At 54.3% G+C, this 13,263-nt stretch carries 18 protein-coding genes; 8 read left to right on the forward strand and 10 right to left on the reverse strand.

The window, feature by feature from the left end; genetic code table 11:
- Positions 1-11 precede the first annotated feature (11 nt).
- From icd to ACMGGP_RS06545, 3 genes are all read left to right on the forward strand, one after another.
- Positions 12-1,262, forward strand: coding sequence for an NADP-dependent isocitrate dehydrogenase (icd, locus tag ACMGGP_RS06535; protein WP_010246256.1), 1,251 nt, complete (start codon positions 12-14; stop codon positions 1,260-1,262).
- A gap of 512 nt (positions 1,263-1,774) precedes the next feature.
- Entirely contained in the window at positions 1,775-1,972 is a 198-nt protein-coding gene (locus tag ACMGGP_RS06540; protein ID WP_010246253.1) for a hypothetical protein, read from the forward strand.
- A 645-nt stretch (positions 1,973-2,617) separates the two neighbouring features.
- Positions 2,618-3,625: a glycosyltransferase family 9 protein gene (locus tag ACMGGP_RS06545; RefSeq protein WP_425014016.1), complete on the forward strand. Its 1,008-nt coding sequence runs from the start codon at positions 2,618-2,620 to the stop codon at positions 3,623-3,625.
- Here ACMGGP_RS06545 and ACMGGP_RS06550 read toward each other — a convergent pair.
- The 4 genes from ACMGGP_RS06550 to ACMGGP_RS06565 all read right to left on the reverse strand — a co-directional run bounded on the left by ACMGGP_RS06550 (position 3,619) and on the right by ACMGGP_RS06565 (position 5,969).
- A complete protein-coding gene (locus ACMGGP_RS06550; protein ID WP_061704069.1) occupies positions 3,619-3,957 on the reverse strand; it encodes a DUF1493 family protein in 339 nt (112 codons plus the stop codon). The genes ACMGGP_RS06545 and ACMGGP_RS06550 overlap by 7 nt on opposite strands.
- Positions 3,957-4,910, reverse strand: coding sequence for a glycosyltransferase family 9 protein (locus tag ACMGGP_RS06555; protein WP_498798283.1), 954 nt, complete (start codon positions 4,908-4,910; stop codon positions 3,957-3,959). Before ACMGGP_RS06555 ends, ACMGGP_RS06550 begins: the two co-directional genes overlap by 1 nt.
- 471 nt (positions 4,911-5,381) lie before the next feature.
- Positions 5,382-5,552, reverse strand: a complete 171-nt coding sequence (locus ACMGGP_RS06560) for a hypothetical protein (protein WP_010246238.1) — start codon at positions 5,550-5,552, stop codon at positions 5,382-5,384.
- 168 nt (positions 5,553-5,720) lie between these two features.
- Entirely contained in the window at positions 5,721-5,969 is a 249-nt protein-coding gene (locus tag ACMGGP_RS06565; RefSeq protein ID WP_010246235.1) for an ElaB/YgaM/YqjD family protein, read from the reverse strand.
- A 224-nt stretch (positions 5,970-6,193) separates the two neighbouring features.
- On the opposite strand from ACMGGP_RS06565, the gene ACMGGP_RS06570 reads away from it, so the two are divergent.
- Entirely contained in the window at positions 6,194-6,406 is a 213-nt protein-coding gene (locus ACMGGP_RS06570) for a DUF2767 family protein (protein WP_010246232.1), read from the forward strand.
- Between the two features lie 20 nt (positions 6,407-6,426).
- On the opposite strand, the gene ACMGGP_RS06575 is transcribed toward ACMGGP_RS06570, so the two are convergent.
- The 3 genes from ACMGGP_RS06575 to ACMGGP_RS06585 are packed head-to-tail and all read right to left on the reverse strand — an operon-like array spanning position 6,427 to position 8,409.
- Positions 6,427-7,437: a Ppx/GppA phosphatase family protein gene (locus ACMGGP_RS06575; protein ID WP_060679962.1), complete on the reverse strand. Its 1,011-nt coding sequence runs from the start codon at positions 7,435-7,437 to the stop codon at positions 6,427-6,429.
- A 23-nt stretch (positions 7,438-7,460) separates the two neighbouring features.
- The gene (locus ACMGGP_RS06580; RefSeq protein ID WP_498798284.1) at positions 7,461-8,051 is read right to left on the reverse strand and encodes a hypothetical protein; all 591 of its coding nucleotides are present in this window, start codon (positions 8,049-8,051) and stop codon (positions 7,461-7,463) included.
- 28 nt (positions 8,052-8,079) lie between these two features.
- Positions 8,080-8,409 carry a hypothetical protein gene (locus ACMGGP_RS06585; RefSeq protein ID WP_010246223.1) on the reverse strand — a complete coding sequence of 110 codons (330 nt, stop codon included), beginning with the start codon at positions 8,407-8,409 and terminating at the stop codon, positions 8,080-8,082.
- Between the two features lie 211 nt (positions 8,410-8,620).
- Here ACMGGP_RS06585 and ACMGGP_RS06590 point away from each other — a divergent pair, with 211 nt between their 5' ends.
- From ACMGGP_RS06590 to ACMGGP_RS06600, 3 genes are all read left to right on the forward strand, one after another.
- Positions 8,621-8,803: a hypothetical protein gene (locus tag ACMGGP_RS06590; RefSeq protein WP_250489689.1), complete on the forward strand. Its 183-nt coding sequence runs from the start codon at positions 8,621-8,623 to the stop codon at positions 8,801-8,803.
- 184 nt (positions 8,804-8,987) lie between these two features.
- Positions 8,988-9,371: a hypothetical protein gene (locus ACMGGP_RS06595; protein ID WP_010246217.1), complete on the forward strand. Its 384-nt coding sequence runs from the start codon at positions 8,988-8,990 to the stop codon at positions 9,369-9,371.
- 14 nt (positions 9,372-9,385) lie between these two features.
- Positions 9,386-9,799, forward strand: coding sequence for a GNAT family N-acetyltransferase (locus tag ACMGGP_RS06600; RefSeq protein WP_010669877.1), 414 nt, complete (start codon positions 9,386-9,388; stop codon positions 9,797-9,799).
- Here the strand turns inward: ACMGGP_RS06600 and ACMGGP_RS06605 are convergent, their stop codons facing one another.
- Together ACMGGP_RS06605 and ldcA are read right to left on the reverse strand one after the other, a co-directional pair.
- Positions 9,800-10,462, reverse strand: coding sequence for an MBL fold metallo-hydrolase (locus ACMGGP_RS06605; RefSeq protein ID WP_010246210.1), 663 nt, complete (start codon positions 10,460-10,462; stop codon positions 9,800-9,802).
- A gap of 22 nt (positions 10,463-10,484) precedes the next feature.
- Positions 10,485-11,411, reverse strand: coding sequence for a muramoyltetrapeptide carboxypeptidase (gene ldcA / locus ACMGGP_RS06610; protein WP_045140499.1), 927 nt, complete (start codon positions 11,409-11,411; stop codon positions 10,485-10,487).
- A 161-nt stretch (positions 11,412-11,572) separates the two neighbouring features.
- Here ldcA and emtA point away from each other — a divergent pair, with 161 nt between their 5' ends.
- A complete protein-coding gene (emtA, locus tag ACMGGP_RS06615) occupies positions 11,573-12,202 on the forward strand; it encodes a membrane-bound lytic murein transglycosylase EmtA (protein ID WP_010246204.1) in 630 nt (209 codons plus the stop codon).
- On the opposite strand, the gene ACMGGP_RS06620 is transcribed toward emtA, so the two are convergent.
- Positions 12,195-13,169 (reverse strand): sugar-binding transcriptional regulator, encoded by a 975-nt coding sequence (locus ACMGGP_RS06620; protein WP_045140498.1) that lies wholly within the window; start codon positions 13,167-13,169, stop codon positions 12,195-12,197. The two genes, emtA and ACMGGP_RS06620, sit on opposite strands and share 8 nt — an antisense overlap.
- Between the last annotated feature and the right edge of the window lie 94 nt (positions 13,170-13,263).

The following is a 13,263-nucleotide window of genomic DNA, read 5'->3' on the forward strand; positions in this document are numbered from 1 at the left end:
AGGAGAGGTTAATGGAAAGCAAAGTAGTTGTTCCGGCGGAAGGTCAGAAAATCACCCTGAATCAGGGCAAGCTCACAGTGCCAAACAATCCGGTCATTCCTTACATTGAGGGTGACGGTATCGGTGTTGATGTTTCCCCGGTAATGCTGAAAGTCGTCGATGCGGCGGTGAAGAAAGCCTACAACGGCGAGCGTAAGATCTCCTGGATGGAGATTTACACCGGTGAGAAGTCAGTTGAACTCTACGGCCAGGATGTCTGGCTGCCACAGGAAACTCTCGACTTAATCAAAGAATATCGCGTGGCCATTAAAGGCCCACTGACCACCCCGGTCGGCGGCGGTATTCGTTCACTGAACGTGGCCCTGCGTCAGGAGCTTGACCTCTACGTCTGCCTGCGTCCGGTACGTTACTACAAAGGCACGCCAAGCCCGGTTAAACGTCCTGAAGAGACCGACATGGTGATCTTCCGTGAAAACTCCGAAGATATCTATGCCGGTATCGAGTGGAAAGCGGGCTCTGCCGAAGCGGACAAAGTGATCAAGTTCCTGCGCGAAGAGATGGGCGTGAAGAAAATTCGCTTCCCTGAGCAGTGCGGTATCGGCGTTAAGCCATGTTCAGAAGCGGGCACCAAACGTCTGGTGCGCGCGGCAGTGGAATACACCATCACTAACGATCGTGATTCACTGACCCTGGTCCACAAAGGCAACATCATGAAGTTCACCGAAGGCTCTTTCAAAGACTGGGGATACCAGTTAGTGAAAGAAGAGTTCGGCGGCGAACTGATCGACGGCGGCCCGTGGATGAAGTTCAAAAACCCGAACACCGGCAAAGAGATCATCGTTAAAGATGTGATTGCTGATGCGTTCCTGCAACAGATCCTGCTGCGTCCGGCTGAGTATGACGTTATTGCCTGTATGAACCTGAACGGTGACTACATCTCTGACGCTCTGGCAGCGCAGGTTGGCGGTATTGGTATCGCACCAGGCGCCAACATCGGTGACGAGTGTGCGCTGTTCGAAGCGACCCACGGTACAGCACCTAAGTATGCAGGTCAGGATAAAGTGAACCCAGGTTCAATTATTCTGTCCGCAGAAATGATGCTGCGTCACATGGAGTGGTTCGAAGCGGCTGACCTGATTGTTAAAGGTGTTGAAGGCGCTATCGCTAACAAGACCGTGACTTACGATTTCGAACGCCTGATGGATGGCGCTAAACTGCTGAAATGTTCAGAGTTTGGTGACGCGATCATCGAAAATATGTAATCCGCATTACATAACATATAGCCAACACGGATGTAAAAATCGTGTTGGCTTTTTACTTCCCGCTTTCTTTCCCCAAAACTCTTCATAAAATCACCTTCACGCAGCAACCACAATCCAGGCTTTGCCGCGATCATCGTTATAGCGGTTACTCATCTAAGCGCTTATTGCTCTCGCACCGTACTGTTTAAGACATTTTCTCAGTGAGAGTGCTGCTAAATCATTTCCCGCTGCATGGCATTTTACTCTCTCTGCAAATTGAATTGTCTGATGCCACGGTAAAAGAGTGAGTGAACGCATATCTGTCATCCACCCTGTCACACCTGATTTGTTAAACGACCCTCTGTTAATCTCTTTCAGTATCAGTTAAGCGCCCGGCATTAAATGCGTCGGGCCACGTTATTTGCTCCTTACAGCTGATTCATTTTTGTAACCTGTACCACAAAAAAATAGAGTTACGCATGATCCGGTTGCCGCAGACGTGTACGCTTCTGCCGATACAGAGGGAGAGCATTATGGATGATGAAGCGGTAAGTGATGCTATTGCGGCATGTCGCCTGCTATTTGGACAGGCGGTGATGGAAATCGTGGCTGAAAATAAGCCGGTGACTGGCGAAGCCATTTCTGAAAAAATTCATCAAATGTTTACCGGAATCAACCCGGAACCCGTGATGACGCTGGCTATCAGCCTGCTGACAACCCGCGCCGACTGACCGATCCCGGTCATCAAGCCAGAGACCTCAGGCCGCCATGGGCGTAATGCCAGTCAGTTAAGCGACAGGTGATAACGCAGTCTGGTGCCGCTCAGGGGCTGGCGGTCCTCGCGCCGCTGCGCGGTTCCTTCACTTCATTCGCCTGCCTGACGGACCGCCGGGGATGGCACATCCTGTGCCGCCCCGCCTTTCGCCCGCGTCCTGCGGGCTCTCCTGGCAGACTCATTCTGTTCAGCGCTGCGGATTGCCTGCCCCTGATCGCCACCGGCCTGCGCTGGCCCGCACTGCGGCTCGCTCGCCCGGAAAAAAAGCTGCCCCGTTTGACCGTGACAGCCTTTACAAATCTAATCTTAACTGACCAGTATTACGCCATGGGCGGCCTTTTCCTTCCTATACGCTGGCCCGGCATGGCCGACGCCGTAAAAATAATAATCCGGTTAATAATTCAGGCCTGTCTCTGGCCTGTCTCTGGCCTGTCGTGCTGGCCTCATATTTTAACAATATCGCAACTATGGAACCAATCTGACACTGCGCTGACTAATTTGCTGACTATACCGTTACGTTACCGTTTTCAGAACGTTAACCGGGCGAGTCTTACTTTTATTCAGCCAGAACGGCGTAGCCTTTGCGCAGAGGATGTCAGACATGCGGTTTTTAATTATTTGTCGGGATAATATTGGCGACACCTTACTGACCACGCCGCTGATCAGTGCGCTGGCGCAATCGGGGCAGCATCAGGTCGACGTGCTGACTAACAATTATGCTGCGCCAGTGTTGCAGCATAATCCCGATATCCGGCAGCTCTTCTATTACACCAAACTGCATCACCGTGAGGCAGGGCAGGGACGACTGGCCTGTGTATTACAGCGACTGAAGCTGATGCTGACGCTGAAAAAACAGCGTTACGATGTGGTGATTCTGGCAAAAAGCCGCTGGGATCAGCATGGCCTGAAGTGGGTTAAAACAGTGCGTCCCGCCAGAGTGATCGCCCTGGGCCATTCCCATCCGCTGATTACCGATCTGTTGCCGCCACCCAGCCAGTCGCCGTGTCATATCAGTGAAACCCTGTTTAGCCTGGGGCGGCCTTTCAATCTCAGCGCCACAGCGCCAGGCAAACTGACGCTGCTACCGGATGCGGCAATCGCGGCCAGCCTGCGTGACAGCTGTGCAATTGATCCCGCTGTTCCGGTCTATGCATTGCAAATCAGCGCCCGCAAGCCGAGCCAGCAGTGGGAAGCCGCGCGGTTTGCCGGGCTGGCTGAAAAAATCGCGGCGCGTCATCCCTGCCAGATAATGCTGCTCTGGTCACCCGGCAGCCGTGATAATCCGCGTCATCCGGGAGATGATGAAAAAGCGCATGAAATTATGGCGCTCTGCCCGCATCTGCCGATCAAAGCGGTGGCAACCACCAGCCTGCCGCAGTTAATTGCAGCAATGTCGTTGTGTCAGGGGCTGGTGAGCAGTGATGGCGGGGCAATGCACATTGGTGCGGCGCTGGGATTGCCGGTCGTCGCGCTGTTTGGCGACAGCGATCCGGCATGCTGGCACCCGTGGCAGGTTAACTATCAGGTGCTGCAACCGGCGTCACGTGAGGTCAATGCGCTGAGCAGCAGCGAGGTCTATGACGCGTTCGCCCATACCATTACTCAGTAAGCCTCTTCAGGCCAGCGTCCCAGTCTGGCCGCTTCATACAGCATGGCGACCGTCAGTGGACGATAAGGCTGTGCTGTGCCCGCAGTAAACCAGTTTGCCACTGCAAAACGCCGTCGGCGCGGCTCCGGAAAATAGCGGGCGTCATCATACTGTTCTGAACAGACGCCGAAAGTGATAAAAAAATCACTCATCAGAATGGCGAAATCCACCTCACTCAGCGGTAACTGCTGCAGATGAAATCCCGCCCGATCCACTTTACGGAACCAGCCCAGTGCGGTTGGCTGATTGTGGTGCTCAATCAGCGCAATGATGGATTGAGAAAGGTCGTTCATTACCCCACCAGTTTCGCCACGGCCTGCCCGACCTCATCGGCCTTGATCGTTGCCATCGGATGCTGTGAGGCGGTTTTATCCGGGCGGTGAATAATGATGTGCCGAGCGCTGTCCTGGCAGGGACCGGTATAGCGCGGATTGGCGGTGGAGAACAGGCTGACCGTCGGCGTCTGTGCGGCCACGGCGATGTGCAATGGACCGGTGTCCCCGGTAACCAGCACATCCAGCGTGCGAATCAGGCTAATCAGGCCGCTGAGATTCGTTTTACCCGCCATCGGGGTCACACGCTGACGGCAGTGCAGGGGCAGGCTTTCAATAAATTCCTGCTCAAGAGGCTGCTCAGCGGCGGTGCCGGTAACGATAATTTCCGTGTCAGGCCAGCGTTCAAGCAAGGCTGTCGCCAGCTGGCTGAAGGAGGCCAGCGGCCAGCGGCGAATATCTTTTGATGCCCCTAACTGAAAACCGATACGGCGATGGTCAGCCTTTGCAGTCGGACTGTTGTTCAGTGCCGGAAGGTGCATCCGGGTCTGCTCTGTCTCTGCGCCCAGGACTTCAATCAGTTTCAGCTTACGCTTGATGGTATGGTCATCAAAATAGCCTGAATAGTGATCGAGATATTTATTTAGCAGAGGCGACTCGCGGCCGTAATGATCGCGCACAATTACCTTACTGCCGGTCAGTACCGAGCTCATAATATCGTAGGGGAAATGGGCGTGTAATATTACTGACAGGTCAGGTTTCTGGCGGCGCAGTTTGAAAAAAAGTGGCAGGAAATTCGCCAGTTTGTTATCCCAGATATAGATCTGATCAAACCAGTTATAACGGCTGACGAGATCCTTATTTTTCTTGCTGGAAACCAGAATAAATTTGCTGGTGGGAAAGCGATTTTTCAGGCTCCAGATAGCCGGCGTATTCATCAGAAAATCGCCCAGTGCCGTGGTGGAGTATATCACCACTGTTTGTGGGGCCAGGTCGTGCAAGGCCTGTGGTTTTGTTCTGCTGGAAAATCGAGAATAGAGCGTTAAAAGTCGGTCTATCAGATAAATCTTTTTTTTCTTCACGTCTGAATTCTCTTAAACGTATCAATAATATTTAACAAAAGGTGTTGTGTGTTATTAGAGAATATTTCTGCGACTAAAGTTCATTATTAAGGTTTATTTTTTCGCGGCCGTAGAAGTTTCGTTTAAATTGTTTCCACAATTTTAATGTTGTTTATTCTGGGTATATATACAGAATTGTGTAAAAGAAGTAAGAGATTATTAAAAAGAGATGGGATGATTCTTATAAAAAGGAAAGTATGGAAAATATTCTGATTCCGGTCATAACTAATAGCAGGTTAATTATTAGCGGAATTATTCTATGACTTCTATCTATTAAAAAACATGCGATAAAACAAACCCCGGCACGTGTGCCGGGGCAGGGTATTACGACTGTGGCTGACCCACCGGGCCTGAACCCAGCGTACCGCCCGGTGACGACTGACCGCTTGGTGCATGAGGGCGGCCATCATCTTTAATTGCGTCGCTCTTCTGCGAGCAGCCCGCCAGAGAGGTTAAGGTCGCTGCAACCAGCAGCAGGGCAGGAATTGTTTTCATAAGGTCACCTTGATGTTGTCAGAAAGAGACGAAACCAGACTAAGCATAGATACTTACCGCATTCTGGCCTGAAAAGGCTTATCTTTCAGATGTTTCTCAGCCGGCGGAGAGAGTCCAGGCAAAAAAAACGGAAGCCAGTGGCTCCCGTTCTGTTGACGTTCAGCGCGATTACTTGCGGCCCAGCAGGAAGCCGATAAATACGCCAACGCCTGCAGCAACGGCCAGACCTGCAACAGGATTGGATTGAACCTGATCCTTGATACAGTCAGCAGCATCGCGGGCAGCATAGCTTGCCTGATTGGTGTAACGGCGTGCTGCGCCTTTAGCCTGATGCTCAGATGAACCGGTTGCTGCACCCCATTGTTCCTGAACTGCGCCAGCGGCTTCTTTTACTTTATCTTCGATTTTTCCTGACATTTATTGCTCCTTGGTTTTGAGTGAGACCCTCAAAGCGTAGCAAAGATAGTGAATTCTGCTCCTCCAGCGGAGGAAAATGGGCTAAAAAATCATTTCTGGCTGTTAATGGCGCTGCGTTTGCGGGTAAGGGATTTACTGTCTAGCCTTTGGAAAGAGAGGCGCACTCAGGCGCTGCCACAGCCACAGCCATAGCCAAAGCCAAAGCTACAGCCGGAGGATAAGCAATGAAACGTGATGCACTGAATGATGACGACTATGATGAAGTCTGCCGGGTCATTGGCGATGCGGTCATTGTGCTGTCGGAGCGCGGCCATGACACCCGCCGTGGCGAAATCTACGACCTGCTTAAACGTATACGTCAGCAGCGCGCGCACAGTGAACGGGATGAGCAGCGGATGCTGGATCATGCTATCCGGCTGATTAAGCCAGAGGTTTAGCATAGTGCGGAAACGCTGCGCTACTGCAGCAGCACGCCCTGAATCAGACTGGCCTCAACAATCGTAACCTCATTAATTTTCAGCGCCTGCATATAACCTTCAACCAGTAAGAGATTGCTGACATCAGTGGCCCGGTAGTCGCCCGGGAGTTCACTGTCGCCTTTCCAGACCTGCTGCTGCGACAGCTGACTTAATGTCGTCAGGCTGTAACGATGGGGTTTGCCCGGTAACTGATTGCGGATTGAAAAACCATGGACGCCGCCGATGCCAATGACCCGACGGCTCGCCAGATCCTGTTTAATCTGCGGACTGACCTCATTAGCGGCATAAAATTGCACAAAGCGCAGCACCGACTGCCGCCAGGAGCCAATCGGATTAGGGGATTTGGCCTCCGGGCTGTTCTTCAGCACCGTCAGAATAAAGTTTTTCAGCGTCACCGAGGCCAGTTTGCCCTGATAGATATCTGCAACCGGCTGACCCGCCTGCTGTCGCCAGGCAGTCATCTGCATCGATCCCCCACCAATATCCCAGACCAGCAGCTGCTCATCACGGATCGCCGGATCGTTAAGCGCGGCTTTAGCGGAGAGGAAACCGAGTTTCGCTTCCTGCTGCTGCGAGATGATGCTGATTTGCGCACCGGTCTGGCGCTGCAACTGATCGATGACCGCCTGTCCGTTGCTGGCGTTGCGGAACACCGCGGTGGCAACGCCGCTGATCCGCTGTGGATGAAAGCGCCGTGCCTGCGTTAAAAGCTGCTGCAGGGCGGCGGCACCTTCATGAGTCATTGCCGGGCTGAGCTGATTATCTGTTGAATGCGCTAAGGCCTCGTTCCAGGCCACGGCGCGCTGATCCTGATACAGCATCTTTTCGATGCGCAGCTGGCAGACATTGACACGGGCTACCGCAATTTTGGTGGTGCCGGAACCGATATCCAGACCGGCGCGGATTTGCTGGCAGCGATCGGCCTGGGCAGCAGCGGCAAAAAACAGTGAGCAGAACAGCGTGACAGCAGACAGCGCAGCAGAACGCATAGCGACTCCGGGGGCAATGAAGATCAGAGTGAACGGGCGGCGACGCAGGCCGGATAGACGCTCACCAGGAAGTGACGCAGATGATCAAAACACCATTCGGCGTCATCCGCCTGCGGGCAATAGAACTGAATAGTGATCTTTTCATAATCGCGCTGACGCTGGCGCAGCGGTGACCAGCTCCAGTCGAGTACCGAACGGGCATAATTGACCAGCGTCTCCGCGGGCATCTGATGTTGCTGCTCCTGCCCGGTCAGGTAGCGATAAAAGTTCGCTTCCAGCTGCAGCGCCTCCTCAAAGCCGTGTTGCGGCAGGTCGGGACGAAAAGCCACATCGATAAAGCCACAGACCGCATCTGCCTGCTGCTGCCAGTCGCAGGCCAGGGTCATAAACAGCCCCTCCTGCAGATTGATCTCCTCGACCAGCCGCCGCAGATTCACTGAATGGTTCAGCACCGCGATCTCCTCAAGGCGACCAGTTTCCAGCGTCAGATCAAAGCCACAGGGATTCACGGAGCCATCCGCATTGCGGGTGGCGGGGAAGGGGAAGTCGATATAACCGTTGTTATCCAGACGCTTTTCCATCGGGGAGACCTGCTGCTTGACGTTTCCTGACAATAAACCATCTGGCAGCAGGATTCATCCCTTATGGACAGGTCCAGGTGATTTGGGTGTCCTGGTAAGGGTTGATCAGGCGGAACTGCTTATCTGACAGGCGCTGCGCGTAATAGCCCTCAGGCGTGACGGCGGAGGGAACATATTTAAAGCGATCCAGCGACTGCAGCGGGCCACTCTTAACGCTGACCTTATCCCGGGTCACGGTGAAGCTATTAACCAGATCAAAAATCACGCCCTGGGTATGCCCCATCGACTGACCATAAATTGTCGAGACCTCACCCGGACATTCCACCCCTTTCGGGCCAGATGAACATCCAGTCACCATCGCGATGAGGATAAAAATGCTGAGACGCATCATGATTTTCTACCTGCTTCAATCCCTGGGAGTTTCGTGGCGCAGAGTCTATCCTGCTGCGTCACTGATTACTTAATCATAGCAGTTTACGCTGCGCTTCCTGTTTGTGATTTGTTTAATCGTTAAGCAACAGGAATGTAAAAGGGTGACTTTGCTTATCAATAAACGTTATTCTTGGCTCCTTTGCGCACCACTTAGGCAAATTCAGGGATAAATGATGAACGAAGAAGAAGCAAGTCTTATGATTATTCGCCATGCGATTGACCAGTTAGAAGCCGATAAGAAGCAACAGGTGATCGCTTGTTCAGCGGATATACGTGCAGCAATGCAGGCTTACGATAGCGAGAATGCCGGGCTGGCACTGATGTTAGTGGCCGCCGAGGTAGCAGCCGAATAATCATATCCGGTCAGTGTGGCAGCCTGTTACGCTGGCCGGATTACTTCATTTTTTCTCAACTTTCAGATTACTTCGCACGCCGATTCTATCTTTCAATGGTCTTGCTGCGGATTGCCCCGCGTCCCTTCTCCGTCCTGTGATGTGTTAAGCTAAAAAATCTCAATAAAATCAGCGGAGAAACAGCATGAAGGCAGCATTAATTGCCCTGGGCCTGCTGGCCTGTCACATCGCACCCGCCTGGAGCGAGACGGAATTTCAGCTTAACTGTCCCGGCCGGACAACCATGACCGTTTCGCGTGCCGAATATGGTTTAACCACGTTAATGTGGCCGCCGGGGCATTTCCAGATTGCCGCCGGTCAGCAGCGTACCCGTTTAGAGGCGGGTGATAAGGTGGCGATTACCCGCTTTCGCAATGGCGATCAGCTGATTGTGAACCAGCGCAGCCAGGCGACCTTTTTTGTCTACCGCGACAGCGATAAACTGCTGCCCTGCAGCCGCAGCGAAAAACGCGATGTTGATGCGTTGAGCCTGGAGCGTTACGACGATCGTCAGCACTCCGACACTTAACCCACGGAGCCACTATGCAACCCGAGATTACCGATAAGGTCACAACGCAGGATCTGGATGAAGTCAGGCTGGGTCTGACTGCGTTCAACAGCAAATATATTAATATTGATGAGATCAGATCGATCGGCGTGTTTATTCGTGATGACCAGGGCAGAAAGCTGGCCGGACTGACCGGATCAACCGCCGGAAACTGGCTGCGGATTGATATGCTGTGGGTGAGTGAGGCGCTACGCGGGCAGGGGGCGGGCAGCAAGCTGATGCAGGCGGCAGAGCAGGAGGCGCGGGATCGCGGCTGCCGCTTTGCCCAGGTGGATACCGCCAGTTTTCAGGCGCGGCCGTTTTATGAAAAGCTTGGCTATACACTGCGCTTCAGCCTGGATAACTATCCACGGCATCATCAGCGCCACTATCTGACGAAAGCCCTGTAATCAGAATAATGGTTGCTGACGCAAATCCAGCGGATGCTGTTCTGCTTCATCAATCGCGGCCAGCCAGCTCTGCAGCGTAACTTTTTTCCAGGAGAGATGCCCGCGCGTGGTACTCATCAGCACCACGTCGGGACGCAGGGAGCGGTAAAACTCCAGCGTCTGGCTCAGCTCAGCCGGATTACTGTCCGGCACCAGCACCGTGATCCAGCGGTCATGCGAACGTGTCACGGTATCGCCAACAAACAGATAGGTCAGCCCCAGCGGCGAGGTGTAGAGATAGCTGCAACTGCCCGGTGTGTGTCCTGGCGTTGGCAGCAGATGGAAATCCCCGAAGTGCGTCTCCTGCTGCGAAAAGGTGTCATCAGGCTCAGCAAAACGGCTGATGGGGCCCAGCGATCGGCTATGGCAGTAAAGTGCGCTGCTGAAGCGCTGCTGGATCAGTGCCGCACCGGGCGCGGATTCATGCCAGTGGGTGAGGTAGTGGCGGATCACGCCGCCGGTATCGGCCATGACTTCATGATCGAGCGGATTTTCTACGCGGCCAATCAACAGATTGCCGCGAGGGTGACGCAGCATAAAGCCATGCATCATCAGGTCATTAACGGCATCTTCCACCGGAAATTCCGGGGTTGAGATCCACAAATCGTCATACAACGGCTTCAATGTCGATCTCCTGAAACAAACGCTATTCCCGCAGGACGGGATGCCCGGTCGCCTGCAAACGGGCGTGGCCCTGGCTGACCGCTAATCGTGCGCTGGCACCCAAAGGCAGTGTTACGGTGTCAGCGGCATGACCAAAATCTAATCCACAAATCAGCGGCAGACCGGTGGTGTCACGCAGTCGCTGCCAGACGGTGCTGAAGTCAAACCCGTTGTCATATTCTGTCAGGGCTGTGCTGGTGAAGCTGCCGGTAACGATCGCCCGCTGTCGCGCCAGAATGCCGCTCTGCTGCAGCTGAATCAGCATGCGTTCAATGCGGAACGGATGCTCATTCACATCCTCAATCACCAGAATGCCGCTCTCAAACTGCGGCATCCACGGCGTGCCAATCAGTGAGCAGATCATCGCCAGATTCCCGCCCCACAGCGTACCCTGCCACTCGCCCTCGTCAGGCGTTTCGCTTTGCCATGTCACCTCTACTGTAGGTGAAGTCAGTGCCTGCCAGAAGTGGTGAAGAGTAAATTCAGATAAGGTCGCGGCGCCGAAGTTACCGGCCAGCATCGGTGCGCTGAAGGTAATCAGGCCGACCTGCGCCAGCAGCGCCAGCTGAATCGCGGTGAAGTCGCTGTGGCCGCACAGCGCCAGCGGCTGATTCAGCAGACGGCGTTGCAGGCCGATGTAGTCGATGGAATCCAGTAACCGGCTGGCACCATAACCGCCTCGCACCGCCAGCACCACATCGGGCAGCGTGCTGAGACTGGCAAGCTGGTTGATATCCGCCAGGCGCTCCGCGTCCGTACCGGCGAAGCGCTGAAAACGGCGGGTGATCACCTGCTCGTTCTCTACCTGATGGCCGGCCGCACGCAGTCGTGCAATGCCCTGCAGCGCCGCAGACTGATTGTGACAGTAACCGGAGGGGGAGATAAGACGAACTGAACGTGAAATCATCATACTTTCCTGCTGTTAGCGCCTGACTGACGGCGATGATGGCGAAAAGCGCCGCTGAAGTCACGGTACGCGCCGCATTTTCATGCATTTAGGATAAACGGTAATTTTGCTCTCAGGCTGCCTGGGTATGATAGCATTCGCCACAACAGCTACGAGATGAAAAATTGCTGAAAATCCGACACCTTATACTCTCAGCGTTACTCCTGACCGGCTGTGCCAGCGAGCCACCGCACCATGCCGTTAAGCAGCGCAACACGCCATTAACTCAGGCACCGCCGTCCAGCGTCAATGGCACCTGGGCGATGTTTACCGAAGATGCCGCCAGTCATTATGGCGTTGATGAGAAGTTGATCAGCGCCATTATCAGTGTCGAGTCGGGTGGAAATCCGGGCGTGGTGAGCCGTTCAAATGCGGTGGGGCTGATGCAGATTAAAGCTTCGACCGCCGGGCGCGAAGTCTATCGCACGCTGGGCCGTCGTGGTCAGCCGTCGAATGCCGAGTTGCGCGATCCGGCCAAAAATATTGATATCGGCACCGCCTATATCCGCATTCTGCAGAACTCCGCGCTGTCGGGCATCCGCGATCCGCTGACCCTGCGCTATGCCACCATCGTCTCTTATGCCAACGGCGCAGGGGCGTTACTGCGGACTTTCTCCAGCGATCGCGATCGGGCCATTGCGATGATCAATGCGATGTCACCGGATGAGTTCTATCAGCATGTGCAGAACAAGCATCCGGCGGCGCAGGCCCCGCGCTATCTGTGGAAAGTCACCACGGCTTACCGCACTATCTGACCGGTTGTGATGAATCCTGCGGCGTGAGCAGTAGCCGCGCCGTGGGATAGTCGATGATCAGCACCTTGATGTAGCCGCCCAGCAGCGCACCGCGAATCGCCTGGGCTTTCTCTCTTCCGCCTGCCAGCCCGACCACCTGTGGACACTGTTTTACCTGTGCCAGCTCCATACCAATCACCGGATCTTCTTCTGCTTTCAGCACCGGCTGTCCGCAGGCGTCGAAATAGTGCAGACAGATATCGCCTACCGCACCGCGCGCCGCCAGCGTCTGTAGCATCCTGCCATCGTAGTAGTTGCCCGAATTACGTAACAGCGCCGACGGCTCCAGATCGCCAATGCCGACAATCGCCAGGTCGACCTGCTCAAATTTACTCAGCACCTCGGCGACCTCCGCGTTGGCAGAGAGCCGCTGGCGATCGCTGACCGAATGCTCAATCGACTGCGACGGCAGCAGCCAGGCGGGGCAGTTCAGCAGCGCCGCCAGATTTTGCGTCAGAATCGTGGCCTGCACATTGCCGTTAGCCCCGACGCCACCCAGCAGCTGGATCACCCCTTTGCAGGCGCTGTTGAGCGGATGCAGCGCATCAACCATCGCCCGGATCGTGCCGCTCCATGACGAAATACCAATCAGCTCATCGTTTCGCAGTCGGGTCTCCAGATAGTGAGCGGCCGCCGATCCAATCGCCTGCTTAATCTGCAGCGGCGACGCCTGATCCGGCACATCCACCACAATCGCCTGCGGCAGGTTATAGGTCTGCTCAATGGCCTTTTCCAGCTCAGGATAAACGTTGGCTGGTGGCACCACGCTGATCTTGACCACACCTTCTTTCACGCTGCGATTAAGAATGCGTGAGACAAACGACTGCGATAAGGTCAGCGACTCCGCAATCTCTGACTGCTTCAACCCTTCGACATAGTAAAGGGTGGCAATCTTCACCATCAGTCGCTGTTCATCCTGTTTTGCCATCGGTTTTTCCCTCTCTGATTCTGCCCGGTATTGTTAACCAGGATGATCAAAATCACAACGCAGGCTAATTTGTGATCGTTTTCGCTTTTTGACG

It is taken from the genome of Curtobacterium sp. BNK-1 (assembly GCF_048685235.1).
GTDB lineage: Bacteria > Pseudomonadota > Gammaproteobacteria > Enterobacterales > Enterobacteriaceae > Pantoea > Pantoea agglomerans.

Bases quoted from the DNA above. Each gene is read 5' to 3' on its own strand.
- icd (WP_010246256.1), top strand. From the start codon at position 12: ATGGAAAGCAAAGTAGTTGTTCCGGCGGAAGGTCAGAAAATCACCCTG.
- ACMGGP_RS06540 (WP_010246253.1), top strand. From the start codon at position 1,775: ATGGATGATGAAGCGGTAAGTGATGCTATTGCGGCATGTCGCCTGCTA.
- ACMGGP_RS06545 (WP_425014016.1), top strand. From the start codon at position 2,618: ATGCGGTTTTTAATTATTTGTCGGGATAATATTGGCGACACCTTACTG.
- ACMGGP_RS06550 (WP_061704069.1), bottom strand. From the start codon at position 3,957: ATGAACGACCTTTCTCAATCCATCATTGCGCTGATTGAGCACCACAAT.
- ACMGGP_RS06560 (WP_010246238.1), bottom strand. From the start codon at position 5,552: ATGAAAACAATTCCTGCCCTGCTGCTGGTTGCAGCGACCTTAACCTCT.
- ACMGGP_RS06565 (WP_010246235.1), bottom strand. From the start codon at position 5,969: ATGTCAGGAAAAATCGAAGATAAAGTAAAAGAAGCCGCTGGCGCAGTT.
- ACMGGP_RS06570 (WP_010246232.1), top strand. From the start codon at position 6,194: ATGAAACGTGATGCACTGAATGATGACGACTATGATGAAGTCTGCCGG.
- ACMGGP_RS06575 (WP_060679962.1), bottom strand. From the start codon at position 7,437: ATGCGTTCTGCTGCGCTGTCTGCTGTCACGCTGTTCTGCTCACTGTTT.
- ACMGGP_RS06585 (WP_010246223.1), bottom strand. From the start codon at position 8,409: ATGATGCGTCTCAGCATTTTTATCCTCATCGCGATGGTGACTGGATGT.
- ACMGGP_RS06590 (WP_250489689.1), top strand. From the start codon at position 8,621: ATGATGAACGAAGAAGAAGCAAGTCTTATGATTATTCGCCATGCGATT.
- ACMGGP_RS06595 (WP_010246217.1), top strand. From the start codon at position 8,988: ATGAAGGCAGCATTAATTGCCCTGGGCCTGCTGGCCTGTCACATCGCA.
- ACMGGP_RS06600 (WP_010669877.1), top strand. From the start codon at position 9,386: ATGCAACCCGAGATTACCGATAAGGTCACAACGCAGGATCTGGATGAA.
- ldcA (WP_045140499.1), bottom strand. From the start codon at position 11,411: ATGATGATTTCACGTTCAGTTCGTCTTATCTCCCCCTCCGGTTACTGT.
- ACMGGP_RS06620 (WP_045140498.1), bottom strand. From the start codon at position 13,169: ATGGCAAAACAGGATGAACAGCGACTGATGGTGAAGATTGCCACCCTT.